The following is a 24,060-nucleotide window of genomic DNA, read 5'->3' on the forward strand; positions in this document are numbered from 1 at the left end:
AAAGGTTATTGGACGGTGCTGCGTTTTTCCGCATGGAGGAGCAGCGCTTTCAAATCCCCCAGCAGGAACAGGGAGCCTGCCGCCAGGGCCGGCAGAGGGGAGGCCAGGGCCGCATGCAGACCCTCCGGAAGGGAGGAATGGATGAATACGGGCCCCGTTTCCAGCTCAGCCAGCAGGGCGGACAGCTCTTCCGGCGGCATGATGCGGGGGGAGGTGCAAGGCACCAGGTGCCATTCTCCGGCAATCTCCCGCAAAACGGGAATCATGTCCCGGATGTGCTTGTCTGCGGAGGCGGCAAAAACCAGCGCCGCCTTCCGCCCGGGGAATTCCTCCCGCCAGGTGGCCGCCAGCACGCGAGCGGCATGTTCATTATGGGCCCCGTCCAGCACAATAGCGGGAGAGGCCAGGCGTTCAAACCGTCCGGGCCACTGCATATTGGCCAGGGCTGCGCCGGCAACCGCCGGGGAGGGGAGGGCATGGAGCTGCTTCATGGTTTCCAGCGCCAGGGCGGCGTTTTCCCGCTGATGGGCTCCGGGCAGGGAAGGCCGGGGCGTTTCCCGGGTCATGCGGGCGACCGTGAGGGGGGAATGGCAGTCCCGCGCCGCCTGTTCAATGACGGCCATGGCTTCCGGGTGCTGGACGGCGGTGACGGCCGGCTTGCCCGGGGAGATGATGGCCGCCTTTTCCGCGGCAATCTGCGCCAGCGTGTCCCCCAGGTACTGCTGGTGGTCCAGCCCGATGGGGGCCAGCACGGCGATGTCCTTGGGAACGGCATTGGTGGCGTCCAGCCTGCCGCCCAGGCCCGTTTCCAGAATGATGAAGTTCACGCCGCTTTTGCGGAAGTGGCGCAGGGCAACGGCAAGCGCCAGCTCAAAAAAGGTGGGCGGCTGTTCCCAGGTTTCCGCCAGTTGTTTCAGGAAGGTGATTTCCTCCGCCAGCGCCTCCGGGGAAATCATCTGCCCGTTCACGCGGATGCGTTCGGAAAACTCCACCAGATGGGGGGACGTGAACAGGCCGGTTACGTAGCCCTGCGCCCTGGCCAGCGCCTCAATCATGGCGCAGGTGGAGCCTTTGCCGTTGGTGCCGGCTACGTGCACCACCGTGGCGTCCGGGCGGTCCGCCCCGGCTGCCGCCAGCAGCTTTTCCGTATTCTCAAGCCCCAGCTTGATCCCGAAGAATTGAGTGGAAAAAAGCCAGTCAAGGGCGGCGGACGCGTTCATGGGCGGTATTCTACCATGGGAAGGCCCCGGTTCAATCCCCGGTATGGAGGGGGCATCAATAAAATACCGCCGGGAACGGACGCGGCAAACACGAACAAGCTACCGTTGCTACCTCTCGGTCCTGGCGGGGTTTGCCAGTCGTGCCTCCACGGGTTCCCGGCGGCCCACACAGTAAACTAGGTTTGCCGTGCACTGTCAACCATCAAAGAGATCATCTCCTTTTGCTGAAAGAGAGCAGGATGGAGATAAGCAGAACCACGCCGATGACGGCTGCCGCGGTGAAGAAAATCTCCTCCTCCTGCTTCAACCGGCTGCGCTCCCCTTCTATTTTTCCGTCCCTGACGCGCTGGAGTCCGTGCAGAACCTTGGCCTGTTCCTCCACATCCGCCTCCGTACGCATGGCCAGTGTTTCCTCATGGCTGACCGCCTGGTCATAAGGGGCGATCATGGTGCGGAACTGCGGGTCTTCCGAAAGAATTTCCGTCTCGTCATACTCTTCCGCCAGCGGGGAGTTCATGGAATCCCGGAGGCTGGCAATCTGCCGGTCCACCTTGTTCTGGAACAGGGTCAGTTCCCTCTTGGCCTTCTCATAGGCCGCCGTCTGTTCACTGACCAGGGCTTCCCCCTTGCGGTTGACGCGGTCCAGTTCCTGCGGGAGGCTGGCCTGGAGCTTGAGCAGGTCCGCCCGGTTCTCCGTCACCTTGAAACCCTTGCTCTTCGTGTTGGAGGCTTCCGCGCGCTGGATGCGGTTGATGTCCAGCCGGGTTTCCACCTGGCGTATCTGTTCCTGAAGCCGGTCCCGGGCGGCGGCAAGCTGCTGGCGGGTGGTGTCCAGCTTGCTCTTGAGCTCCTCCACGTCCGCGGAACGCTGGTCATACTGTTCCAGGAGACGGGCTATCCGGCTTTCCACGGACCGTACATTGGGCTTTCCCTTGTCCGCCGGCATTGTTTTTTGTCCGGCGGCGGCCTGGTCCGCCTTCTCCATTTGGGCGTCCCAGTACTTGCGGATGGCCTCCTCCTTCCGCTGGATGGCCGCCTGGAGCCGTGCGGCCTGCTGCTCATGAAGCTCCGCCGCCTCGTCAAACTGTTCCCGGGCCGCATCCAGTTCCGGGTACGGCTCCTGCTCCATGGCTTTAATGGCCTCATGCTGCGGCGCAAGGCCGGTTTCATAATAATCCCAGCCGTAATAGCCGCCGGCGAGCAACAGGATAAGGAGAAGATAACGCATAAGTTGAAGGAGGGTAGAGTCAGAAGTTAAACTTATAGTGGAAGTTCCGCCGGAATTTGCAAACTATAAAATCAGCCATCCGGAGCTTTTTCCCTCCGGAGGCGGAATAATGATAAATCCGCGGCCAGGGACCCGTAAAGTTCTTTGAAACTATACTTTCAAACCATGTCTATTTTTTCATCACGCAGGCAATTTCTCAAATCCCTGGGGCTGGCGGCCGGAGCGGCTGCCGCCGGAAACGTTCTTCCCGGGCAGGCCCTGGATATTCCTTCCGGTGACGGCCTCTGGCGCTCCGGCGCCAAGGCATCCCCGCGGCCTTCCGGCTCCATGTACATGGGGGGCTTCAAGGCTCCCAGGCTGGACCGTATCAGGCTGGCCTTTATTGGCGTGGGAGGGCGCGGATTCTCCCATCTGGCGCAAATGTGCGTGATGGACGGCGTGGAAATTGTGGGCGTGTGCGATTTGAAGGAAGACCTGGCCAAGCGCGGCGTGGACCGCGTGCTGGCCAAAATGGGGAAAACGCCGCTGGGTTATTCCGGCGGGGACACGGCATACCTGACCATGCTGAAGGAACTGAAACCGGACGCCGTCATCATCAGCACGGACTGGAGCACGCACGCGAAAATCGCCTGTGACAGCATGAAGCACGGCGCGCACGCTTTTGTGGAAGTTCCCCTGGCCGTCTCCATGGAAGAACTCTGGGACCTGGTGGACACCAGCGAGGCCACCCGGAAGCACTGCATGATGATGGAGAACGTCAACTACGGGCGGGATGAACTCATGTTCCTGAACATGGTCCGGCAGGGCGTCATCGGCGAGCTGCTCCACGGGGAGGCCGCCTACATCCACTGCCTGGTGACGCAGCTGGGGGATACGCGCGGGGAAGGAGCCTGGCGGCCTGAATACCATACCAGAATCAATGCCAACCTGTACCCCACCCACGGCCTGGGTCCGGTGGCGCAATACATGGGCCTGGCCCGCGGGGAAGACCATTTCAGCCGGGTGGCGGCGTTCGCCTCTCCCGCGCTGGGACGCAACGCGTATGCGAAGAAGCACCTCCCTGCGGACCACCGCTGGAACCGCACCCCCTTCATCTGCGGGGATATGAACACGGCCATCGTCAAGACGCAGCTGGGGCGCACCATCGTCGTCCAGCTGGATGAAACCTCCCCCCGGCCCTATTCCCGCGCCAACCTGATCCAGGGCACGGAAGGAACGCTTGCCGGCTTCCCGACCCGCGTGGCCGGTGAAAAGCTGGGCAACGGCAACTACCATGAATGGATTGAAGGCAGGGAGAAGCTGGCCGCCATCTATGAGAAGTATGACCACCCGCTCTGGAAGCGCATCGGGGATCTGGCCCAGAAGATGGGCGGGCACGGCGGCATGGACTTCGTGATGCTTTCCCGCATCGTGGAATGCTTGCAGAATGGGGAGCCGCTGGACCAGAACGTTTATGAAGGCGCCGCGTGGTCTTCCCTGCTGCCGCTGACGGCCCATTCCATCGCCCAGGGCGGCATGCCCGTGGAGTTCCCGGACTTTACCCGCGGAGACTGGAAAACCACTGCGCCGCTGGCCGTGATTTCTTAGAGAAATGGTTCTTTGATTGGGGATAGCATCCTTTGTCGGCTGGATTCATCATATTCCCAAAATTTCTATTAAAAATTATTGACTTCAAGAAATATTGGACATATTTAAAATAAAGAATATGTCCAATATTTTCTTATTAATTTTTTCATTGGTGCTCCCTCTTATTATTGGGGATAAAGCAAATGCAAAAGAGTTAAAATGTGAATATCATTTGAAAAATTTGCATATAGAGCCCGTAAAACAACCAAATACCGAACGCACTTATTCTGTGCATGTATCATGTAGAGTTGCCACTCAACACCATACTGGTTATTCAAATACAGAACCATCATTCCGCAAAACATTTACACCTGTGGTAGTCAGTACTAGCGATAAAGAGAAAGGTGAAATTGAGGCATATGCTGAGGGAGTGAGAGAAGCATATATAGCCGCATGGAAGCGCTTACTGGAAGAATGTCGTTCTAACGCGCTTTCTGATTGCGGGGATTGCAATAATGTAGGATGCACATGTAAAGCTTGTGGGAAAAAATAAATATATGAAAGCATTATTAAAAATCGTTATTTTATCATTAGGATGTTTCTTTAATGCAATGGTTAGCCCATTGTTTGGGTCGGATAACCAAATTCAGGAGGAACAAAAAATTGAAGTTGGAACTTCGATTATCAATCCTATTGTTCTTAAGGGAATTAAGAATGTGAGTGATATCCAGGAAACACAGAAGGAATATATCAGAAAGCACTATGAAGGGTATGGTATATTGGGATATATGTATACCATGTACAAAAATCGCTATATCCAAATTATTTCCATAGAAAAAGAAGAATCTGAAAGCAAGTTGGTTTATTTTGATATGACGGATGTTTATAAAAAACTTGAAAGATCAAGGGATAAAAAAACAAAAATTCAAATCAAGGAATTGATGGGAGATCATCAGCCATTGGAAGAGGAAGATAAACTAAAGTAATATTAAGGTATTTTTATCTATTGTTTTAGATACGCATTTGCTTTAATTTTTGCAGAGCAATGCCTTAAGTTCTTCCTGGCTCATGTTCATGAGCCATTGTTCCGGGCCTCCTGAGAACAGGTCGTCCGCCATGCGGCGTTTTTCCGCCAGCATGGCGTCAATGCGGTCCTCAATGGTGCCGCGGCAGATCAGGCGGTGCACCAGCACGTTCCGGTGCTGGCCGATGCGGTAGGCCCGGTCCGTGGCCTGGTTTTCCACGGCGGGGTTCCACCAGCGGTCCACATGGATGACGTGAGAGGCCTGGGTGAGCGTCAGGCCGGTTCCGGCGGCTTTCAGGGATAAGATGCAGAAGGGAGGGCCGGATTCCTTCTGGAAGGCGTTCACGATGCCCTGCCGCTCCGGAATGGGGGTGCCGCCGTGCAGCGTAAACCCGGAACGGCCGAAGACGGTGGAGAGCAGGTCATGCAGGTGCGGGATGATGGAGCGGAACTGGGTGAAGAGGATGGCTTTTTCCTGCCGGGCAGCGATGGAGGCGCACAGTTCCTGAAGGCGCAGGAATTTTCCGGAGCGCTCCGGAGCGTAGTCATCCGTGCCCTGGAATTGGGCGGGGTGGTTGCAAATCTGCTTGAGGCGCGCCAGTACGGGAAGAATCAGCATGAGGCGCGTGGCGGGGTCCGGTTCATCCAGCATGGCGTGCAGGGCGTCTATCTGCGTCTGGTACAGGGCGGCCTGTTCCGGCGTGAGGGGGCAGTAGGCGGGGATTTCCGTCTTGTCCGGCAGGTCCGGCACCAGCGCCGGGTCTGTCTTCATCCTGCGCAGGATGAAAGGGCGCACCAGGCGGCGCAGCGGGGCATAGCCGCGTTCCAGGGTGCGGGTGAAGGTTTCAAAGCTCTTCCTGTTTCCCAGCAGTCCCGGATTCAGGAATTCCATCAGGCTCCATAGCTCGTTCAGGTTGTTTTCCACCGGCGTGCCGGACAGGGCGGCGCGCCGTTCCCCGTGCAGGGAGCGGATGGCGCGGGAGCGTGCGGAACCGGCGTTTTTAATGGCCTGCGCTTCATCCAGAATAATGGCCGGAAAGTGCAGTTTCGCCAGGCCAGGCGTGCGCGCCGCCATGCCGTACGTGGTGATGACGGCGTGGCAGTTTTCACGGTGCGTTCTTTCCCCCGGCCGCCATGAGTCCGGAGTGGAGGGGTGCATGATGCGCAGCGCGAGCTCCGGAGCGAAGCGCTCCGCTTCCTCCTGCCAGTTGGACAGGAGGGAAGCCGGAGCCACGATCAGGGCCGGGAGGCCGTCCAGCCGTCCTTCCCTGCGCAGGACATCCAGCCACGCGATGGCCTGGAGGGTTTTTCCCAGCCCCATGTCATCCGCCAGGCAGGCGCCGAAGCCGCGTTCCGTCACCCGGTACAGGAAGCCAAAGCCCTCTTTCTGGTAGGGCCGCATCAGCGCGTTCAAATGAGGCGGGAGCTCCGGCACGGATACGGAAACCTCCCCCGCCAGGATGTCCAGCGCCTGCTGAAGCCCCTTACCCGGTTCCATCACGCAGTCTTCATCCGGTTCCGGAAGCTGCGCCAGCTGGCCGGAGGGGCCGTTGACCAGCAACCTGAGCCCCTGCACCAGGGGGATGCCGAGAGAGCTCATCATGCGCGCGGCCTTGTTCCACCGGTCCATTAGGTCCCGGACCTTCTGGGCGTCCACGCGCACCCATTCCCCCTTGAAGCGGATCAGGCCGTCCCCGTTGTTGAGCAGTTCTTCCAGTTCCTCCGGCGCCAGGTCCCTGCCTCCCAGCGTGGCGGAGACGGAGAACCTCAGCAGGCTGTGGACGGAAAGGCCGGAGGAATGGGCCGTTTTTTCCCCGCCTGGTGCATCCGCCGTGACTTTCACCTGTAATTTGGGAGGGGCCTTTTTCCACAGGTTTACCATGCGCACGATGATGCCCGCGCGCTCATACGCCGGAGAGTCCTGAAGAAAGTCCCGCGCTTCAGAAGCACTCCAGGCCAGCGGGGCGTAAATCTTGCCGTTGTCCAGCAGACGCTGGAGCAGGGGGCTTTCCCGCGCCGCTTCCTTCAGCGGCTGGAGCACGGCCAGCAGGGCCGTATGGTTCCCTTCATGAAGTTTCAGGGCGGTGGAAAGGGGAAGGTGGCGCACCTGGTTATCCGCCGCGCTCTGATGCGCAAAGGTAGCCATAAAGGCAAAGGGGCGGGAGCCCGTGGCGTCATCCCGGTTTTCCGCCAGGTGGAAGAATACCTTGCCTATCTGGTTCCAGGGGGCTCCCAGGCTGTTCAGCCATGCGGCGGGAGTAATGCCGCGTGCGGAGATTTCCCTGCTCACCAGCCGCCGGAAGTCCCCAAGCCACCCTGCGATGACGCCGGGAGTCACGTATTCCGCGCCCGGTACGGGAGGGAACTGCTCCGCCAGGGCCGCCCTTTCCGCTGCGGAGCCCGGCAGGTGGTCCAGAACGGCATCCACCTCATCTGGTCTTTCCGCGGCGGCATGCGCCATGCGGGTGAGCGCCTGGCGCGCCAGATTCCTGATGAAATAAGCGGCCGGGTCCGGCGTGGTTTCCCAGTTGGAGACGGCCAGGGCATACAGCCCGTTTCCGGCTCCTTCTTCAAACAGGCGGTCCAGGGGGGGAATATCCGTCACGAGCGCCCCGGAGGGAAGAATGCGGAAACCGCTGAAGTTCCGCTCCTCTTCCGGCGCTGCATGATGGGGGTCCGGCTGCATGGCTGACGGGACTATAGCATGCCGGCGCGGCTTGTTCAATCCATCCTGCCGCGCTGTGGCATGCAGTGCCCGTGCGCGTTACAGGGCGAAGGTGTTCGTTTTGATGATGGGCAGTTTGGGCGGCGGCGGGTTGAAAAGCTCCTTGATTTGTTTCAGGTAGGTAATCAGGGCTTCGCGGACTTTAATGCCGGTGGGTTTGCCGTTTCCCCTTTGAGGAAACTTGAAATTGTTGCACAGGTAGTCTCCCATCGCCACGGTATAGACCATGTTATTCTTCAGGGTGCTGGAGATGCTTGGCGTAACGCCGTCCATAATCTGGTAGGAAAAACCGGAGCAGTACACTTCCAGAATGCCGCCCTCATCCTCTGACGGAGACATGAATTTGGACAGGATCAGCTGTTCAATGTCCGCCTTGCTCATGGAGCAGGTGACGATCTTTTCCCGGAAGGGCTCCATTTCATAAATATCCTTGATCGTAATGGGGCCTTTGCAGAGATGGCTCTTGGCCCGTACGCCGCCGCGGTTGTAAATGGCGATGTCGGCATTGGAGGCCTGCTGGATGGCTTTGCAGAAAATGGTGCCTATGGTGACGTGCGTGAGGTCCTCCCCGGCTACGCCTACCTGCTGTTTGAAAAGCGGATTTCCGGTGAACTTCTGCACCAGCTTTTCCACCTCCGGATCGTCAGGTATCTTGCCGTTCAGCTCAATGGCCTTGGTTGATTTGGAGAGGATGGAGACTGGCTTTTCCGTGGAGAAGGTAATTTCCGTAACGCCTGCATGGCTTAACCTGTGGCCCGTGTGGCTGAGCAGGGTACCGGTCTTAAGCTGTCCGTTAGGTAGCATGACATGAGTATGACCGCCCAGAATGACGTCGATATTAGGTGAATACCTCATCATTTTCATGTCGTGTTCGTAACCCAGATGGCTCAGGATGATATTGATGGTGTTATGGTGCAGGCGGAACCTGTCCATAATGCTTTTGTAGTCATCTTCATCCGGCAGCTTCCATGAAATGCCTCCCATCCTCCGGACATCCGTGGTCTGCAGGTCCGCCAGCCCGATGAACCCTACGGAAATGGGAGTGCCCTTGAGAGGTATGCTGACATACGGTGAAAAACAATTTGTCAGCGCAGGGGAGGCATTGACGTTGGTAAGGACAAACTTGGTGCGCGGCATCCCCTTGATGTGGTCGCGGAGGGCCTCCTGTCCGTAATCCAGGTCATGGTTCCCGACGGTCGCCAGATCATACCCCAGCTTGTTCATCAGGATGGTGAGGGGTTCGCCCCGTTTTTCCCACTCGTCCACGTAGGGATTTCCCATGAAATAATCCCCTGAATCAACCAGCAGGACGTGCGGGTACTTGGCGCGGTACTGTTTTACCAGCGTGGCCAGTTTGGGTAATTTGTCCAGATTGCCGTGAATGTCGCTGGTGGAAATGATGATCAGCGTTTTATTAGGGTCCGATTTCAGCTTCTGGGCCAGGGAGAACGGGCACAGGCAGGCCAGACCGGCAAGAATAATGCGAGGCGGAATCATGGACGGAAAAATAGAGCTGCGGAAAGGATAAGATGGTGATTAACGGGCGAAAACCTCGTAAGGCCCGTCGCCCACGGAAATGACTTCCAGACGGACCTTGGATACGCCGCGGCTGCGCAGGCCGATGCGGCTTGCGGCGGACGCGGTGAGGTCAATCAGGCGGTTGCTGTGAAAAGGTCCGCGGTTGTTGATGCGGACGATGGCGGATTTTCCGGTTGCCAGGCAGGTGACTTTCACCTTGCACGGCATCGGCAGGGTGGTGTGGGCCGCGGTCATGGAGCTCTGGGGGTTAATGTACTCTCCGGAGGATGTCTTCATGCTGCGGCCTTTTCCGCCGTACCATGAGGCATAGCCGGTTTCACTGTATTTCAGGGCATCAGCCACGCTCATGGGTGTATATCTTTTCCCCCGCACCCGGTAGGGCGCATTTTTTACATGCGCTTCTGCCGCTTGTACGGACGGGGCCGTTTTCCGTGTGCACTTCTCCGTGGTGGAGCAGGCCGGCATCAGAAAAAGCAGCAGGGCGGGGATGGACCAATTCACGCTTTTTATCCTTAACACATGTTTATAATCTTGTATAACAAAAAAGAAACAGGAATTGAAATTTAAGGGATAGGGAGGTCAGGGAGGAATCTTCCGCCCGCTGAGGTTTACCAGTTGAGCGGTGTGGAAAAATGCAGTATGCTTGCCCGCATGAATCCTTCCAAGGTAATTGGCCTGGTCGCACTGGCGGAGAAACCCGGGCTGCCGGAGGCGCTGCGCATCATGCGCCGTGAGCTTGCCCGCCACGGGCTGGGCTCCTGCGTTATTGAAACGCCTGATGCCCTGGAACAGTGCATCACCCGGTGCAGCCTGCTGGTGACGTTCGGAGGGGACGGCACCATGCTTACCGTCTCCACCCTGGCGGCCATGCACCATGTGCCCCTGGCGGGGGTGAACCTGGGGCGCCTGGGATTCATGACCACCTGTTCCGTGCAGGAACTGCCGCTGCTGGCGTATGCCCTCCAGGAGGGATCCTACCTGACGGATGACCGCTCCATGCTGGAGGTGGTCAAGATGGGGGTGGACGGCTCTCCGGCCCCGCTCCGCAAACTGGCGCTGAATGAGGTTTCCCTCATCCGCGCCCAGTCCGGCAAGATGGTGGACCTGGATGCGGAGATAGACGGGGAACTGCTGAACCGCTACCATGCGGACGGCGTCCTGGTCTCCACCCCCACTGGTTCCACGGCGTACTCCCTTTCCGCGGGGGGGCCTCTGGTATGGCCCATGTCCCGGGTGGTGTGCGTCACCCCCATCTGCCCGCACAGCCTGACCAACCGCTCCGTGGTGCTTCCGGATACCATGACCATCCGCCTGCGCCCCCGCGAGCGCCGCGGCCGCTTTGACTCCATGGTTTATTCCCTGGACGGCCGTTCCGCCTACCCCATTGAAGTGGGGGAAAGCCTCGTGATCCGGAAAGCTCCGGAAACCCTCTCCCTGGTTCATCTCCGGAAGCAGAACTTCGGCGCCCTTCTGAGGGCCAAGCTGCGCTGGCAGGGCGCGGAGATTCCCACGGATGATGAGTGAAACCCGTTCCGGGGGCCGGAATAGGCGGCTGGACGCCATGTTCCCGCAACGGCGGCTTTTGCGGACGGGAGGGCATGTTCATTTGCCGTTCCGCATTGGCGGAGGGGCGGTAAAACTATTTTTTTAGGATGCGGGCTTGACGAAAAGGCCCATCCTATCATACTCTTCCTGCCCTACCACCAAGGGGGTGGTAGATCTTAATCGCATAAACGCGTAAGAAATAGTCATATATGAAGACCCACGTGAAAAAAGGTGATGAAGTAGAAATCATCGCCGGACGTAACCACAAGGGCAAGCGCGGCACCGTTCTCGCCGTAAATGCTTCCAAAGGTACTGTCATCGTAGAAGGCGTCCGCACCCTGAAAAAGGCTGTGCGCCCGACCGAACAGAACCCGGAAGGCGGCATTCAGGAGATCAACGGCCCGATTCACATCTCCAACGTGAAAAAAGTAGGCTAGGCCTCCGGCCTGACCCTGCGCTTAAGCCATACCAATCATTAATAAAGAGCTGACCCGCTAAAACAATGAGTACACCAACACTGCAAACATACTACCGTGAAAAGGTCGTTCCCGGCCTTCAAGCGAAGCATGCATACAAGAACGTGCATCAGATTCCCCGCCTGGAGAAGATTGTTGTCACCTCCTGCATGGGCAAGCACCCGGACCGCAAGCAGGCCGTGGAAGATGCCGTCAACGAAATTGCCAAAATCACCGGACAGAAGCCGTCCACTACCTTTGCCCGCAAGAGCGTGGCCAACTTCAAGGTGCGCGAAGGCGAACCTCTGGGAGCCCGCGTAACGCTGCGCGGCGCCCGCATGTGGGAATTCCTGGACCGTTTCATCAACGTTACGGCTCCGAACATCCGCGACTTCCGCGGCCTCCCCTACAAGTCCTTTGACGGCAACGGGAACTATGCCATCGGTATCTCTGACCAGTCCATCTTCCCGGAAATCGAACTTGACCAGATCAAGCGCCAGATCGGCTTCGACATCATTTTCGTGACCACCGCTCCTACGGACGATGAAGGCCGCGACCTGCTCCGCGCCCTGGGTGTTCCCATGCGCGAACCGAAGAAGGCCGAAGAAACTCAACCCGCTAACGCCTAACTATTTCTTACCATGGCCGTATTAAGTGACCCCATTTCCGACTTCCTCACCCGCCTGAAAAACGCCAGCTTGGCCGGCAACGAGGAATTTACCGCTCCCTGCTCCAACATCAAGGTGGAAATCGCCCGGATTCTGCAGGAAGAAGGCTACATCTGGAACTATGAAGTGACCGGTGAAGGCACCAAGAAGCAAATCAAGGTGAAAACCAAATTTACCTCCCAGGGCAAGCCGGTCGTTACCGACGTGAAGCGCAGCTCCAAGCCGGGCCGCCGTCAGTACGTTTCTTCCGAGGACATTCCCCGCGTTCTCAGTGGGCTTGGCATTGCCATCGTCTCCACCTCCCGTGGTGTGATGACCGGTGCGCAGGCGCGCAAGCAGAGCATTGGTGGCGAACTTCTCGCCCTTGTCTGGTAACCATTAACATTTCCTAAACATATGTCCCGAGTTGGTAAAAAATCCATCACATTGCCGGACAAGGTAACGGTAAAGGTTAACGGCTCTTCCGTTCAGGTGGAAGGCCCCAAAGGCAAGCTTTCCTGGACTCTCCCGGAAGGCATCACTGCCACCGTTGAAGGCAATCAGCTGTCCGTTGACCGCGCTGGCGAAAGCCGCCAGCTTCGCGCCCTGCACGGCACGAACCGTTCCCTGTTGAACAACATGGTCATCGGCGTTTCCGAAGGCTTCGTCAAAAACCTTGAAATCATCGGCGTCGGTTTCCGCGCCGCCGTCAAGGGCAACATCCTGGACCTGAACCTGGGCAAGTCCCATCCGATCAACCAGGTAATTCCCGAAGGCCTCAAGGTGACCGTGACGGAAAACACGAAAGTGACGGTTGAAGGCGTTGACAAGCAGGTCGTAGGCCAGTTTGCCGCTGAAGTCCGTGCGTACTATCCCCCGGAACCCTACAAGGGCAAGGGCGTGCGCTTTGCCGGTGAAGTTATCCGCCGCAAGGAAGGCAAGAGCGTCGGTAAGTAATTCAGGTAATAACTATTACAACATATTTATACACGATGAGTACTATCAATCGCAAAGCCACCCGCGCCAAGGTCCGCCGCCGCATCCGCAGAAAGCTCTCCGGAACGGCTTCCCGTCCCCGCCTGGCTGTTTATTTCTCCAACCGTCACGTCTATGCCCAGATCATCGACGACACGGTGGGCAAGACCATCTGCTCCGCTTCCACGGCCGATGCCTCCATCGCCGATCCTTCCAAGCTCGCCAACTGCGCTACCGCTACCAAGGTGGGCAACCTGATTGGTGAACGTGCGAAGGCCGCCAACGTCACTGAAGTCGTCTTCGACCGCGGTGGTTTCAAGTTCTGCGGCAAGGTAAAGGCCCTGGCCGATGCCGCCCGTGAAACTGGTTTGAAATTCTAATTGAAAGATTCCCCTAAATGAATAACGAAACGGAAAACACTGCTCCTGCTACGGAAGCCGCCGCTCCCGCTCAAGCGCAGCAACCCGCACCGGGCGGCCGCGACTTCCGCGGTCCCCGCGGACCCCGCCGTGACGGCCAGAATGGCCGCGGACCCCGTGGTCCCCGCCGTGACGGCCGCCGTGGCCCCCAGGCTGAAGCTCCCGTGGAAGAAGGCCCCCAGCTGGCTGAAAAGGTTGTGTTCATCAACCGTTGCGCCAAGGTCGTCAAAGGCGGCCGCCGCTTCTCCTTCTCCGCCCTCGTCGTGAGCGGCGACATGGAAGGCCGCGTAGGCTTCGGCTTCGGCAAGGCCAATGAAGTGGCAGACGCCATCCGCAAGGCTACGGAATCCGCCAAGCGCCAGCTTCGTCCGGTTTCCATCGCCAACGGCACCATTCCGCATGAAGTCTACTCCGAATTCGGCGGCGGCAAGGTTCTTCTGAAGCCCGCCTCCCCCGGTACTGGCCTCATTGCCGGCAACACCATCCGTGCCGTGCTGGAAGCAGCCGGCGTGCGTGACATCGTTGCCAAATCCCTCGGTTCCTCCAACCATGCCAACGTGGTGAAGGCTACCCTGCAGGCGCTCGCTTCCCTGCGTACGAGCGACCAGGTTCTTGCCGACCGCGGCAAGAAGAAGGAAAAGGCCATCTAATCCAAAGGAGGCGGCTGCCCGGTGCCGCCGCCTCCACGAAATCCAACCATTGTAAATAACATGTTACAGCTTCATACGATTAAGCCCAATCCCGGAGCCAAGCACCGCAAGAAGCGCCTCGGCAACGGGGAAAGCTCTGGTCTCGGCAAGACCTGCGGCAAAGGCAACAAGGGCCAGAAGGCCCGTTCCGGCGGCTCCATCCGTCCGGGGTTTGAAGGCGGCCAGATGCCCCTTCACCGCCGTCTGCCCAAGAAGGGGTTCAACAACACCCGCTTCCAGGACAAAATCCTCATCATCAACCTCTCCCAGCTCGAACGCGTGTTTGAAGCCGGCGCTACGGTTGATGAAAACACCCTGCGTGCAGCCAAGCTCGTTCAAGGTCCCTGTGACGCCGTGAAGCTTCTCGGCAACGGCACCCTGACCAAGAGCCTGAACGTAGTCGTGGACTTCGTGAGCGCTAGCGCCCGCGAAAAGGTGACTCAGGCCGGTGGCACCGTCACCGTGCTCAGCGAAGCCTAATCACATTTGGCGAACCGGGTCATGCAGCTTGACCCGGTTCGCATCATTGTGTTTACTGTTGCGGTTCCCATGGATGCCCCGGGTACAAGCCGCCGACAGGCAAGCCAAGCTGCGCGCCAACTTTTATAATACAGGACTATGATATCCGCATTTGCAAACTCCATGAAAGTACCGGAGCTCAGGCACCGGATTTTGTTCACACTGGCGATGATCGTCGTCGTCCGCCTGGGGGTACAGATACCCCTGCCGGGCATTGACGTCATGGAGCTGCAGAAAGTGATTGAAGCCTCCGCGAACGCCAGCGGCCCCGGAGCGGGCCTGGCTACCGTGCTCACCATCTTTTCCGGCGGCGGTCTCCAGCAGTGCGGCATCTTTGCCCTGGGCATCATGCCCTACATTTCCGCTTCCATCATGACCCAGCTTCTTTCCGCAGTGGTCCCGCAGTGGGCCAAGATGGTGCGGGAGGAAGGCGGCCGCCAGAAGATGACCAAATGGACGCGCGCCATTGCCATCGTCATCGCCATCGTGCAGGGCTGGTTTCTGGTCGGCACGCTGGAACACCCGGACCGTCTGAAAGCCGTGGGCCTCAACATCCCTCCGGACTGCCAGCTCGTCATTGACCCCGGCATGCAGTTTGCCCTGATGACGGTGCTCATCATGGTGGCGGGCACCATGTTCCTGATGTGGATCGGTGACCAGATTACGGAGCGCGGCGTCGGCAACGGCGTCTCCCTCATCATTTCCGTCAACATTATCCATGCCCTTCCGGGCGCGGTGACCCTGGCCTGGAAAACGCTGGTGTACAAGGACGGCGCAGTCGTTCCGATGGGCGCCATGCTGCTGGTGGCCCTGATCGCCTTCCTGATTATCGTGGTGGCGCTCGTCGTCACGGTAACGCAGGCCCAGCGGCGCATCCCCGTGCAGTACGCCAAACGGGTCATGGGCAACAAAATGTTCAACGGCGCCACGCAATACCTGCCGCTCAAGCTCAACTACTCCGGCGTGATGCCCGTCATCTTCGCCACGGCCATCCTGTCCCTGCCGCAGGTGCTCTTCTCCCAGATCGCCCACTACAACACCACGCTGCAATGGATCGCCACCAAGATGAATGACTGGATGAACCCCGCTTCCTCCGGCTACTACATCATCTCCGGCCTCATGATCTTCTTCTTCTCCTACTTCTGGGTGGCTACCATGTTCCAGCCCTCCCAGATCGCGGAAGACCTGAAGCGCAACGGCGGCTACATCCCCGGCATCCGCCCCGGCCCCCCCACGGCCCTGTTCCTGGACCAGACCATGCAGAGGCTGACCTTTGCCGGGTCCGCGTTCCTGACCCTCATTTACTTCCTGCCCTCCCTGCTGAACATCGGCGGCAGCATCCCCTACCTGGTCACCCAGTTCTTCGGGGGCACCAGCCTTCTGATTCTGGTCGGCGTGCTGCTTGACATGATGCGCCAGGTGGAAACCACTCTTCTCTCCCGCAACTACGACGGCTTCCTGAAAAAAGGCAAGCTCAAGGGCAAGTATAACCACATCCAGGGCACCGGCGCCGCTGCAGGCAGCCGCACGGTCACGGTCATGTGGATCGTCATCGCCCTGCTTGTGCTGGCCGGAGCTGTCGCTTACAATGCCATGCAGTAAGGAACTCCATCCCCTCTTCTGAAAGTAAAGACATGAAGGAACTCAAGCATTTCATCCTGGTTGGGCCTCCCGCATCCGGCAAAGGAACCCAGGGGCGCTTTCTGGCTGATACTTTCAACCTGAACTCCCTGAGCACCGGTTCCCTGCTGCGGCGGGAAGTGGAGTCCTGCACGGAGCTGGGCCGCAAGGCCCTGGGCTATATGGACAAGGCCATGCTGGTTCCGGACGAAATCGTCAACGACATGGTGCGCGGCTGGCTCTCGGAAATGGACAATGACGCGTGGCTGCTGGACGGTTACCCCCGCACGGTGGCGCAGGCGGAAGCCCTGGACCACTTCCTGACCCAGCGCGGAACGTCCGTGGACGTGGTCGTCTGGATGGACGTATCCAGGGAACTCATTGAAGAACGCATCATGCACCGCCGGGAATGCTCCACGTGCGGGTATGTGGTGCAGACGTCGGAGGAGGAATGCTCCAAATGCGGCGGCAAAATGGTCTCCCGCAAGGATGACAACCTGGAAGCCTTCGCGCGCCGCTGGAAAGACTTTGAAGCCATGACGCTGCCCGTAGCCAAGTACTACGAAGCCCGCGGCCTGGTGGTCAAAATGACCGTGACCGAGGAACGGGAACCCGCGGAAGTTTCCCGGGAACTGGCCCGCAAGCTGGAAGAATACCGGCAATAGAAAAAAGAATCCCATGGCAGAACGAATCCACATCAAGTCTCCCGGTGAAGTTGCCAAGATGCAGAAGGCCGGTGCTGTAACGGCGGAAATCTTGATGGAAATCGGAGCCGAGGTTCAGGCGGGCCGCACCACGCGGGAAATAGACGACATCGCGCGTGAAATTTTCAAAAAGCACAAGGTAGGCAACTCCTTCTACCAGTACCGCGGGTTTCCCGGCCAGCTCTGCATTTCCATCAATGAGGAAGTGGTGCACGGCAGCGGCGGCCCCCGCCGCATCCAGAACGGGGACATCGTGAGCCTGGACGTGGGCGCCATTGTGGACGGCTGGCATGGGGACAACGCCATGACCGTGCCGGTGGGCATGGTAGACCCGGAAAAGCTGCGGCTACTGGCCGTGACGGAGGAGTCCCTGTTCCGCGCCATTGAACTGGTGAGGCCCGGGGCCCTGCTGGCGGATGTTTGCGCGGCAGTGGAAGGCTTTGTGCGCCCCCGCGGGTATACCGTGGTCAGGGACTTCGTAGGGCACGGCATAGGCCGCCATCTGCATGAAGAACCCCAGATTCCCAACTACCGCCCCCATTACAAGCTTCCGCGCCTGAAAAAAGGCATGGCGCTGGCTATTGAACCCATGGTGAATGCCGGCAGGCCGTCCGTTAAAATCCTGGATGACGGCTGGACGGTCATCACGGCGGACGGCAAGCCCTCCGCCCACTTTGAACACACGGTCATCGTAACGGACGGGGAACCGCTGATTACGACGGCGCGTCCGCGCATCGCTCTGCCGGAGCAGCTCGGAATTGCTCCTTTATAACCAACTCCACCCCCCCCAAGGGAATGACGCCGCCGGACGCCCATGTTCCCGATCCCGTGATCCTGGAGAAAACGGCCACTCACCGGATGGTATGGGTGGATGTGGCTCGCGTGGTGGCGTGCATGCTGATTATTGCCAATCACATGGCTTTCTATTCGGCGGAGCTGTACCGGTGGATATGGGCGGAATTCCTGGCCGCGCGCACCCCCTTCTTCCTGCTGGTAGCGGGTTACTTTGTAGGGCGGGGCGCATTCGGGCCGCTGGATGGCGGCAGCCTCTTCCTGTGGAAGCGCAGCTGGTTCCTGTTCCGTCCGTACCTGGTATGGGGGCTGGCGGCGGCCGTCCTGATCGGCTGGTCCCCCCTGCATGAATACTACGCGTCCTACCAGCCCATGTATGCGTGGCTGAAGGGAGAGCCGGGCAGCGGCTTCTGGCCCGCCCTGGCGGCGTTCGGCCGCGCTCTGGGCATTGCCGGGCATCCGGTGGACGCCCCCATGTGGTTCCTGCGGGACATCATCATTTATACCGCCGTGGCTCCCCTCCTGCACCGGTTGGGGAACTACCTGCTCTGGGTGGGTATCATCATGCTCTCCCTGAACTACTTTGCCCTGGATTTGGCGGACCATGACTTCCCCATTGCCAACAGCCTGGGCTTTTTCCTGCTGGGGATGTACGTATCCCGTTATCCTCTTCCGTTCCTGACGGAATCCGTACGCCGGTATGCGGTGCCGTTCCTGCTGGCCACGCTCGCGCTCACCTGGTGGCTGGTGGGCCACCGGGAGCAGCATAACTCCATGCTCATTGCGCTGGGGATGCTGGGGCTGATGTCCCTGGCCATCCTGTTCACGGAATGGTTTCCGCGCGCGGCCAAATGGGTGGCGGGGCTGGCTCCGGCGTGCTTCTTCATCTTCGGCACGCATTACATTGTCATTATCCTGCTGCGTGAAAGCGGGTGGATTACTTGGAGGGGGGAGGCCTGGGACGTTCTCTGGCTCTGCCTGGTGCCTGTCATCTTTGCCGTGCTGGCGGGGCTCTTCTTCTGCATGAAAAGGTTTGCCCCGCGCCTGGTCCCCCTGCTGGGAGCTTACGGAAAATAGCCGCTCTGCAAGTCCGTTCCGCCGGACCGGAAAAGGAGCCGCGCTTATCTCTTGCCGTCAAAAGGCAAATTCCTTATTCTGCCCCTTGCTGGAATGGGCGGGGATGGCGTTTTTGTCACGCTCCCGTTCTTGCCCCACGGCTGGGAAACAACACATGGTATGGCGATGATTCAAGGTGAACAGGCTCAGGATTCGGAATTAACAACGCAGGCAGTGATCTACCTGGGGCCGAGCTCCATGAGCCTGCTGGTGGCTGAGGTGGTTCAGGACAGGATCCGCATGCTGGACTTCCTCCAGCAGCCCGTACCCATGGCGCGGGACATCTTCCGGTTCCACCGCATCTCGCGGCACACCATGGACCGCTGCGTGCAGATCATCGGGGACTATCTGGAAATCCTCAAGGAATACGGAACCGGCAGCAAGCTCTCCGTCCGCCTCATGATCTCCAACATCATTTCCGAGGCGGATAATGTGGACGTCTTCGTCAACCGCATGCACGTGGCCCACGGCTTGCGCGGGCGCCGCATTGACGACGGCAAGATGACGCGCCTCATTTACGTGAAGGTGCAGGAAACGCTGGCGCAGTACCCCGGCTTCAACAAGAAAAAAGTGCTCGTGGTTCACACGGGGCCGGGCAATACCCGCGTGCTCCTGTTCCAGAAGGGGCGCATTGTGCGCTATTCCTGCTACCGGCTGGGGACGCACCGCACGGGTGAAGCCGTGGGGGAAATTGAATATGGGGATGATGTGACGGAACTCTCCCTGTTGCGGGAGCACATGCGCGGGCAGGTGGACCAGATCTGCCTGGATTACGGCGGCGTCAAGGGACTGGCGGGCCTGATCGTCATCGGCCAGGAAATGCAGCAGCTGCGCGGCCGCCTGGACCCCACGCCGGAAGGCAAGGTGGCGTGTTCCGCCCTGGTGGCGGAAGCGGAAAGGATGTCCCGCACCACCCTGGAACAGCGCATGAACGTTTACGGGGCGGACTTTGCCGGGGTGGATTCCCTGCTGCCCGCCGTGCTGATGACGGAAATGATTGCCCGCAGCCTGCACCTGAATGACGTGATCATTCCCGGGAGCGGCTATGACGAGGAATTCTCAAGCAGCCTGATCCAGGCGGAACAGCACCCGGGGGACCTGGAGGCGGAAGTGCTCCACTTTGCCGGCATCCTGGCGGACAGGTACAAGGCGGACAAGGGCCACCGCGAACATGTGGCTCTTCTGTGCATGGAAATGTTTGACCAGCTCCAGGACCTGCACCGCCTTTCCGAGCATGACCGGCTGTTGCTGGAGGTGGCCTCCATCCTGCATGAGGTGGGGTCATTCATCAGCCAGCAGGACCACCAGCTCCATTCCCAGTACATCATCCTGAACAGTGAAATCTTCGGCCTCTCCCGGGACGACGTGGAAACCATCGCCCTGCTGGCCCGCTACCACCGGCATGAAGTGCCCGCCAATTCCGATCCCATGTACGGGGAGCTGGAGCTGACGGACCGCATGCGCGTGGCCAAGATGGCCGCCATCCTGCGCGTGGCGGACGCCCTGGAACGCGGCCATGCCCAGCGCGTGAACGGAGTCAGGGCGCATATCCGCGGACGGACGCTGGAGCTGGAGCTCCAGGGCGTGCGGGAAACCGCCGTGGAAGACCTGGCCCTGAGGCTGAAGGGTGACCTTTTTGCGGACATCTTCGGTTATGACGTCGTGCTGGTGTCCCAGCGGTAGCTGATTCTACAAACTCCCATTTCTTATTTCTCCATGTCGAACGAATACATCAACAGAGAGCTCTCCTGGCTGGAATTCAACCAGCGCGTGCTGGACCAGGCCGTGAGAACGGACCTCCCCCTGCTGGAACGCCTGAAGTTCCTGGCTATTACCGCCTCCAACCTGGACGAGTTTTTCATGGTGCGCGTGGGAGGCCTCCAAATGCTGCGGCATTCCGGCTCCCGCGTGAAGGATATTTCCGGGCTCACCCCCACCCGCCAGCTGAAAGCCATCCGCGCCCGCGTGGGCCGCATGATTGAGGACCAGTACCGCCTGTTTCATGAGGAAATCCTGCCGTGGATGGAAATCAACGGCATCAACCCCCTGGCGATGGAGGACCTCAGCACGTCCCAGAAGCTGACGCTGGAACAATATTTCAACAACCAGATATTCCCGCTGCTGACGCCGCTGGACATGGATGCTCCGGAAGCTCCCGCCCTCCCGTCCCTCAAGCTGCTGATGGGCGTGGAACTGCGGGACAATGAAACCGGTGAGGTCCGCGCCAGCGTGGTGGCCCTGCCGGACGGCCTGCCGCGGCGTGTGCCCGTTCCCTCCGCGGAAACGGAACGCTACGTGATGCTGGAAGACCTGGTCCGGGAATGCATAGGCACCGTTTTCCCCGGTGAGACCGTTCTCTCCGCGGCGGTATTCCGCGTTACGCGCAATGGAGACATTGCCGTGCAGGAGGAGGACGCCCTGGACCTGGCGGATGAAATGGAGGAAGTGCTGGTGGCCCGCAAATTTTCCGAATGCGTGAGACTGGAAATTGAATCCTCCGCTCCCGCCCCCCTTCATGACAGGATCATGCAGATCGTGGGCGCGGGGAAGGAGGAAACTTATGACCTCAAGGGCCCCCTGATGCTTTCCGACTTCATGGAAATGGCCTTTGCCCCCGGCAATGACCAGCTGAAGGTGGAGCAATGGTCCCCGCAGCCGTCCCCTTCCGTGGACCCTGCCGCCAGCATCTTTGAAAACATCGCCAACGGGGACATCCTGCTCAACCACCCCTATGAAAGCTTTGAGCCCGTCCTGCGCCTGGTGGAGGAAGCCGCGGAGGACCCGGATGTGATCGCCATCAAGCAGGTGCTGTACCGCACCGCCAAAAACTCCCGCATTGTGGCCGCCCTGAAAAAAGCGGCGGAAAGCGGCAAGCAGGTGACGGCGCTGGTGGAATTAAAGGCCCGGTTTGACGAAGCCCGCAATCTGGAAAAGGCGGAGGAGCTCCAGCGTTCCGGCGTGCAGGTGGTCTACGGCGTCAAAGGACTTAAAACCCACGCCAAGATATGCCTGGTGGTGCGCCGGGAGCAGGGCATGCTGCGGCGTTACTGCCACTTCGGCACGGGAAATTACAATGAAACCACCGCCAAGATTTACACGGATATCTCCTACCTTACCTGTGACGACCAGCTGGGGGCGGACGCCTCCCAGTTCTTCAACTCCGTGACGGGGCGCACCAAGCTCATGCGCTTCCGCAAGCTGTACCCCTCCCCGGTGCTGATGAAGGCGCGCCTCATTGAGCTCATTGAGGGGGAGGCGGAGCGCGCGAGGCAGGGGGAACCCGCCCGCATCTCCGCCAAGATGAACAGCCTTCAGGATGTGGAAATCATTGACGCCCTGTACAGGGCCGCGGATGCCGGGGTGGATATTGAACTGAATGTGCGCGGCATCTGCTGCCTGAAAACGGGCCCACGGCCCAACGGCAAGGTGATCCGCGTGGTCAGCATTGTGGACCGTTATCTGGAACATGCCCGCATTTTCTTCTTCCACCACGGCGGCAACCACCAGCTCTTCATCGCCAGCGCGGACTGGATGACCCGCAATCTGGACAAGAGGGTGGAGCTGATGGTGCCCGTCACCAACGGGAGGCTGGCGCGCCGCCTCAAGTCCGTCCTGGACGCCTGTTTCAAGGACAACGTGCAGGCGTGCAGCATCCTTCCGGACGGCACTTCCGAGCACATCGTGCGCAAAAAGGGCCAGAAAGCATTCCGTCTCCAGCAATACCTGACCAAGGAGGCGCGCCGACTGGCCAAGGACAAGGAGCGGGAACGCCAGCAGATGCTGGAGCCTCACACGCCGCACTAACCCGGTCCGGAGCATTGTGGAGCCTGCGCGGCATTCTCCGGCATGCCTTCAACAGGTTCCGGCCCGGAACGTGTCTTTTCATGAGACATGTTTGCCCGCGTATGCTGTTTTTTCCTGATCGCGCTGGCTGGGGGGCACGGCTCTGCCTGGGCGGAAGGTTCGGCATGGCAGGCGTCCGGCCCTGCGGGCCCCGGCGCTTCCGTAAGGGCTCCTTCCCATCCGGCTGAGGACGGCCTGTACTCCCGTCTGAAGAAAATGCCGTATCTCTACGACAACAAGGACGCGGAATTCCTGAACCAGTTCAAGCTGCTGCTGACGGGGCAGTACCAGGGGGCGCAGGTTTCCCCTTCCGGAGCCAGCCGGTTCCGCAAGGGATCGCACGGCAGGGAAGACGAATGGCGGCGGCTCCAGATAGGGTTTGAAGCCGTGTTCTTCAAAAACCGCCTGACGCTGCACAGTCTGACCAACATAGGGGAGCTGGACGGCATGTACAAGGTGGAGGATGGCCGCTGGAGAAGGACGAAGACGGACTGGAGCATCTTTGAACTCTACCTGAAATACAAGGTCAACCCCTCCTTCTTCGTGCGCGTTGGAAAAATCACCTCCAAAATGACTGCGGAATTCCGGGAGACGGCCAGTGAACTCAAGACCCTGGAACGGTCCGGCCTGGTCAACCAGCTCGGGACTATTTCCAGTTGGGGCATTGTGCTGGAAAATCCGCGTCAGGACGTGCCCGTAGGATGGGAGGCTTCCGTCTTCCTGAACGACACCAGCGACAGCCTGGCGCATGAAATCAGGTTTAATACGGCGGATAACGCCTTTGCCAAGGCCTCCGTCCATCTGGACGCTCGCGGCTTTCTGCCGGGGGAGAAAAGCCGTGTGTGGCTGACGTATGCCCACAACTTCACCCATTACGCGGGGCGCCCCCTGCCGGAGGATTCCTATTACTCCGGGCTTGGCGCCCGGGATGTGGCGGCGGTGGACTGGGTCATGTCCCGCGGGAAATTTTCCATGGTGACGGAGCTAATGTCCGGCTTCCGCGTGGTGGGGACCTCCCTGGGGGAAAATGTTTACGGCCTGGCGGTATTGCCTTCCTACAGGTTTTCCCCTCATCTGGAAGGCGTGTTTCGCTACCAGCTCTCCCATGGGCGTGACGCCGTGAAAATGTACGCCCGTTATATTCCTGCGGTGACCACGTATCCCAAATGGGTCAGCACGATGAATTCTTTTTACTTGGGCCTGAATTATTACTTTTTCCCGGAAGACCCGGACATGCTGAAATTGATGGCAGGGGGCGAATACACGACGACCAGCGGCGCGCCGGAAGGCGCCAGGTGCTTCAGCGGCTGGACCTGGTTTGCCGCCGTCAGGTTCCATTTCTGAACGGGGAAGAGAGGGCTCCTTTAATTACGGGGCAGCAACACCCTGGCGATTAACATGCGGGAGCCGTTTATAACAAATAGCTTGCCACGT

The 24,060-nt window shown here is 59.3% G+C and carries 23 protein-coding genes and 1 other RNA gene; 18 read left to right on the plus strand and 6 right to left on the minus strand.

Annotated elements, in window-relative coordinates; genetic code table 11:
• Nucleotides 1–5: 5 nt before the first annotated feature.
• The 3 genes from ABGM91_RS05155 to ABGM91_RS05165 form a co-directional block, all read right to left on the minus strand.
• Nucleotides 6–1,220: a folylpolyglutamate synthase/dihydrofolate synthase family protein gene (locus ABGM91_RS05155; protein WP_290565704.1), complete on the minus strand. Its 1,215-nt coding sequence runs from the start codon at nucleotides 1,218–1,220 to the stop codon at nucleotides 6–8.
• A 66-nt stretch (nucleotides 1,221–1,286) separates the two neighbouring features.
• Nucleotides 1,287–1,380, minus strand: an RNA gene (gene ffs / locus ABGM91_RS05160) — signal recognition particle sRNA small type.
• 51 nt (nucleotides 1,381–1,431) lie between these two features.
• A complete protein-coding gene (locus ABGM91_RS05165) occupies nucleotides 1,432–2,448 on the minus strand; it encodes a hypothetical protein (RefSeq protein WP_354834288.1) in 1,017 nt (338 codons plus the stop codon).
• Nucleotides 2,449–2,613: 165 nt separating this feature from the next.
• On the opposite strand from ABGM91_RS05165, the gene ABGM91_RS05170 reads away from it, so the two are divergent.
• The 3 genes from ABGM91_RS05170 to ABGM91_RS05180 all read left to right on the plus strand — a co-directional run bounded on the left by ABGM91_RS05170 (nucleotide 2,614) and on the right by ABGM91_RS05180 (nucleotide 5,000).
• Entirely contained in the window at nucleotides 2,614–4,035 is a 1,422-nt protein-coding gene (locus ABGM91_RS05170) for a Gfo/Idh/MocA family oxidoreductase (protein ID WP_354834291.1), read from the plus strand.
• Nucleotides 4,036–4,153: 118 nt separating this feature from the next.
• Nucleotides 4,154–4,567, plus strand: coding sequence for a hypothetical protein (locus tag ABGM91_RS05175; protein ID WP_290565707.1), 414 nt, complete (start codon nucleotides 4,154–4,156; stop codon nucleotides 4,565–4,567).
• 4 nt (nucleotides 4,568–4,571) lie between these two features.
• On the plus strand, nucleotides 4,572–5,000 hold the full coding sequence (locus tag ABGM91_RS05180) for a hypothetical protein (RefSeq protein ID WP_290565708.1): 429 nt from the start codon (nucleotides 4,572–4,574) through the stop codon (nucleotides 4,998–5,000).
• 42 nt (nucleotides 5,001–5,042) lie between these two features.
• On the opposite strand, the gene ABGM91_RS05185 is transcribed toward ABGM91_RS05180, so the two are convergent.
• From ABGM91_RS05185 to ABGM91_RS05195, 3 genes are all read right to left on the minus strand, one after another.
• A complete protein-coding gene (locus ABGM91_RS05185; protein ID WP_354834295.1) occupies nucleotides 5,043–7,724 on the minus strand; it encodes a DEAD/DEAH box helicase in 2,682 nt (893 codons plus the stop codon).
• A 78-nt stretch (nucleotides 7,725–7,802) separates the two neighbouring features.
• Nucleotides 7,803–9,260: a bifunctional UDP-sugar hydrolase/5'-nucleotidase gene (locus tag ABGM91_RS05190; protein WP_354834298.1), complete on the minus strand. Its 1,458-nt coding sequence runs from the start codon at nucleotides 9,258–9,260 to the stop codon at nucleotides 7,803–7,805.
• 39 nt (nucleotides 9,261–9,299) lie between these two features.
• Nucleotides 9,300–9,650 (minus strand): septal ring lytic transglycosylase RlpA family protein, encoded by a 351-nt coding sequence (locus tag ABGM91_RS05195; protein WP_215428587.1) that lies wholly within the window; start codon nucleotides 9,648–9,650, stop codon nucleotides 9,300–9,302.
• A gap of 303 nt (nucleotides 9,651–9,953) precedes the next feature.
• Between ABGM91_RS05195 and ABGM91_RS05200 the strand changes: the two genes are divergently transcribed.
• From ABGM91_RS05200 to ABGM91_RS05270, 15 genes are all read left to right on the plus strand, one after another.
• The gene (locus ABGM91_RS05200; RefSeq protein ID WP_215428586.1) at nucleotides 9,954–10,826 is read left to right on the plus strand and encodes an NAD(+)/NADH kinase; all 873 of its coding nucleotides are present in this window, start codon (nucleotides 9,954–9,956) and stop codon (nucleotides 10,824–10,826) included.
• Between the two features lie 230 nt (nucleotides 10,827–11,056).
• Entirely contained in the window at nucleotides 11,057–11,284 is a 228-nt protein-coding gene (rplX, locus tag ABGM91_RS05205; protein WP_022396872.1) for a 50S ribosomal protein L24, read from the plus strand.
• Between the two features lie 65 nt (nucleotides 11,285–11,349).
• Nucleotides 11,350–11,931 (plus strand): 50S ribosomal protein L5, encoded by a 582-nt coding sequence (rplE, locus tag ABGM91_RS05210; RefSeq protein WP_215428585.1) that lies wholly within the window; start codon nucleotides 11,350–11,352, stop codon nucleotides 11,929–11,931.
• A 12-nt stretch (nucleotides 11,932–11,943) separates the two neighbouring features.
• Entirely contained in the window at nucleotides 11,944–12,345 is a 402-nt protein-coding gene (gene rpsH / locus ABGM91_RS05215; RefSeq protein WP_215428584.1) for a 30S ribosomal protein S8, read from the plus strand.
• Between the two features lie 21 nt (nucleotides 12,346–12,366).
• Nucleotides 12,367–12,906 carry a 50S ribosomal protein L6 gene (gene rplF, locus ABGM91_RS05220; RefSeq protein ID WP_102714969.1) on the plus strand — a complete coding sequence of 180 codons (540 nt, stop codon included), beginning with the start codon at nucleotides 12,367–12,369 and terminating at the stop codon, nucleotides 12,904–12,906.
• A 35-nt stretch (nucleotides 12,907–12,941) separates the two neighbouring features.
• Nucleotides 12,942–13,304 (plus strand): 50S ribosomal protein L18, encoded by a 363-nt coding sequence (gene rplR, locus ABGM91_RS05225; protein WP_215428583.1) that lies wholly within the window; start codon nucleotides 12,942–12,944, stop codon nucleotides 13,302–13,304.
• A 17-nt stretch (nucleotides 13,305–13,321) separates the two neighbouring features.
• Entirely contained in the window at nucleotides 13,322–13,993 is a 672-nt protein-coding gene (rpsE, locus tag ABGM91_RS05230) for a 30S ribosomal protein S5 (RefSeq protein ID WP_102725734.1), read from the plus strand.
• Nucleotides 13,994–14,053: 60 nt separating this feature from the next.
• Nucleotides 14,054–14,512, plus strand: a complete 459-nt coding sequence (gene rplO, locus ABGM91_RS05235) for a 50S ribosomal protein L15 (RefSeq protein WP_215428582.1) — start codon at nucleotides 14,054–14,056, stop codon at nucleotides 14,510–14,512.
• A gap of 162 nt (nucleotides 14,513–14,674) precedes the next feature.
• Nucleotides 14,675–16,153 carry a preprotein translocase subunit SecY gene (gene secY / locus ABGM91_RS05240; RefSeq protein ID WP_354834307.1) on the plus strand — a complete coding sequence of 493 codons (1,479 nt, stop codon included), beginning with the start codon at nucleotides 14,675–14,677 and terminating at the stop codon, nucleotides 16,151–16,153.
• Nucleotides 16,154–16,185: 32 nt separating this feature from the next.
• On the plus strand, nucleotides 16,186–16,836 hold the full coding sequence (locus tag ABGM91_RS05245; protein WP_290565713.1) for a nucleoside monophosphate kinase: 651 nt from the start codon (nucleotides 16,186–16,188) through the stop codon (nucleotides 16,834–16,836).
• Nucleotides 16,837–16,849: 13 nt separating this feature from the next.
• Entirely contained in the window at nucleotides 16,850–17,647 is a 798-nt protein-coding gene (gene map, locus ABGM91_RS05250; protein WP_102714981.1) for a type I methionyl aminopeptidase, read from the plus strand.
• A gap of 23 nt (nucleotides 17,648–17,670) precedes the next feature.
• On the plus strand, nucleotides 17,671–18,744 hold the full coding sequence (locus ABGM91_RS05255; protein ID WP_354834312.1) for an acyltransferase: 1,074 nt from the start codon (nucleotides 17,671–17,673) through the stop codon (nucleotides 18,742–18,744).
• 159 nt (nucleotides 18,745–18,903) lie between these two features.
• Nucleotides 18,904–20,466 carry an HD domain-containing protein gene (locus tag ABGM91_RS05260; protein WP_354834315.1) on the plus strand — a complete coding sequence of 521 codons (1,563 nt, stop codon included), beginning with the start codon at nucleotides 18,904–18,906 and terminating at the stop codon, nucleotides 20,464–20,466.
• Between the two features lie 33 nt (nucleotides 20,467–20,499).
• Nucleotides 20,500–22,587, plus strand: coding sequence for a polyphosphate kinase 1 (ppk1, locus tag ABGM91_RS05265; RefSeq protein ID WP_354834318.1), 2,088 nt, complete (start codon nucleotides 20,500–20,502; stop codon nucleotides 22,585–22,587).
• Between the two features lie 87 nt (nucleotides 22,588–22,674).
• On the plus strand, nucleotides 22,675–23,970 hold the full coding sequence (locus tag ABGM91_RS05270; protein ID WP_354834322.1) for a hypothetical protein: 1,296 nt from the start codon (nucleotides 22,675–22,677) through the stop codon (nucleotides 23,968–23,970).
• Nucleotides 23,971–24,060 lie beyond the last annotated feature (90 nt).

This window comes from Akkermansia muciniphila (assembly GCF_040616545.1).
Classification (GTDB): Bacteria; Verrucomicrobiota; Verrucomicrobiia; order Verrucomicrobiales; family Akkermansiaceae; genus Akkermansia; species Akkermansia muciniphila_E.

Coding starts and splice junctions, on each gene's coding strand:
- ABGM91_RS05190 (WP_354834298.1), bottom strand. CDS start 9,260: ATGATTCCGCCTCGCATTATTCTTGCCGGTCTGGCCTGCCTGTGCCCG.
- ABGM91_RS05195 (WP_215428587.1), bottom strand. CDS start 9,650: ATGAGCGTGGCTGATGCCCTGAAATACAGTGAAACCGGCTATGCCTCA.
- rplF (WP_102714969.1), top strand. CDS start 12,367: ATGTCCCGAGTTGGTAAAAAATCCATCACATTGCCGGACAAGGTAACG.
- rplO (WP_215428582.1), top strand. CDS start 14,054: ATGTTACAGCTTCATACGATTAAGCCCAATCCCGGAGCCAAGCACCGC.
- ABGM91_RS05165 (WP_354834288.1), bottom strand. CDS start 2,448: ATGCGTTATCTTCTCCTTATCCTGTTGCTCGCCGGCGGCTATTACGGC.
- rplX (WP_022396872.1), top strand. CDS start 11,057: ATGAAGACCCACGTGAAAAAAGGTGATGAAGTAGAAATCATCGCCGGA.
- secY (WP_354834307.1), top strand. CDS start 14,675: ATGAAAGTACCGGAGCTCAGGCACCGGATTTTGTTCACACTGGCGATG.
- ABGM91_RS05155 (WP_290565704.1), bottom strand. CDS start 1,220: ATGAACGCGTCCGCCGCCCTTGACTGGCTTTTTTCCACTCAATTCTTC.
- ABGM91_RS05200 (WP_215428586.1), top strand. CDS start 9,954: ATGAATCCTTCCAAGGTAATTGGCCTGGTCGCACTGGCGGAGAAACCC.
- ABGM91_RS05175 (WP_290565707.1), top strand. CDS start 4,154: ATGTCCAATATTTTCTTATTAATTTTTTCATTGGTGCTCCCTCTTATT.
- ABGM91_RS05255 (WP_354834312.1), top strand. CDS start 17,671: ATGACGCCGCCGGACGCCCATGTTCCCGATCCCGTGATCCTGGAGAAA.
- ABGM91_RS05245 (WP_290565713.1), top strand. CDS start 16,186: ATGAAGGAACTCAAGCATTTCATCCTGGTTGGGCCTCCCGCATCCGGC.
- map (WP_102714981.1), top strand. CDS start 16,850: ATGGCAGAACGAATCCACATCAAGTCTCCCGGTGAAGTTGCCAAGATG.
- rplR (WP_215428583.1), top strand. CDS start 12,942: ATGAGTACTATCAATCGCAAAGCCACCCGCGCCAAGGTCCGCCGCCGC.
- ABGM91_RS05185 (WP_354834295.1), bottom strand. CDS start 7,724: ATGCAGCCGGACCCCCATCATGCAGCGCCGGAAGAGGAGCGGAACTTC.
- ABGM91_RS05260 (WP_354834315.1), top strand. CDS start 18,904: ATGGCGATGATTCAAGGTGAACAGGCTCAGGATTCGGAATTAACAACG.
- rplE (WP_215428585.1), top strand. CDS start 11,350: ATGAGTACACCAACACTGCAAACATACTACCGTGAAAAGGTCGTTCCC.
- ppk1 (WP_354834318.1), top strand. CDS start 20,500: ATGTCGAACGAATACATCAACAGAGAGCTCTCCTGGCTGGAATTCAAC.
- ABGM91_RS05270 (WP_354834322.1), top strand. CDS start 22,675: ATGTTTGCCCGCGTATGCTGTTTTTTCCTGATCGCGCTGGCTGGGGGG.
- ABGM91_RS05180 (WP_290565708.1), top strand. CDS start 4,572: ATGAAAGCATTATTAAAAATCGTTATTTTATCATTAGGATGTTTCTTT.
- rpsH (WP_215428584.1), top strand. CDS start 11,944: ATGGCCGTATTAAGTGACCCCATTTCCGACTTCCTCACCCGCCTGAAA.
- ABGM91_RS05170 (WP_354834291.1), top strand. CDS start 2,614: ATGTCTATTTTTTCATCACGCAGGCAATTTCTCAAATCCCTGGGGCTG.
- rpsE (WP_102725734.1), top strand. CDS start 13,322: ATGAATAACGAAACGGAAAACACTGCTCCTGCTACGGAAGCCGCCGCT.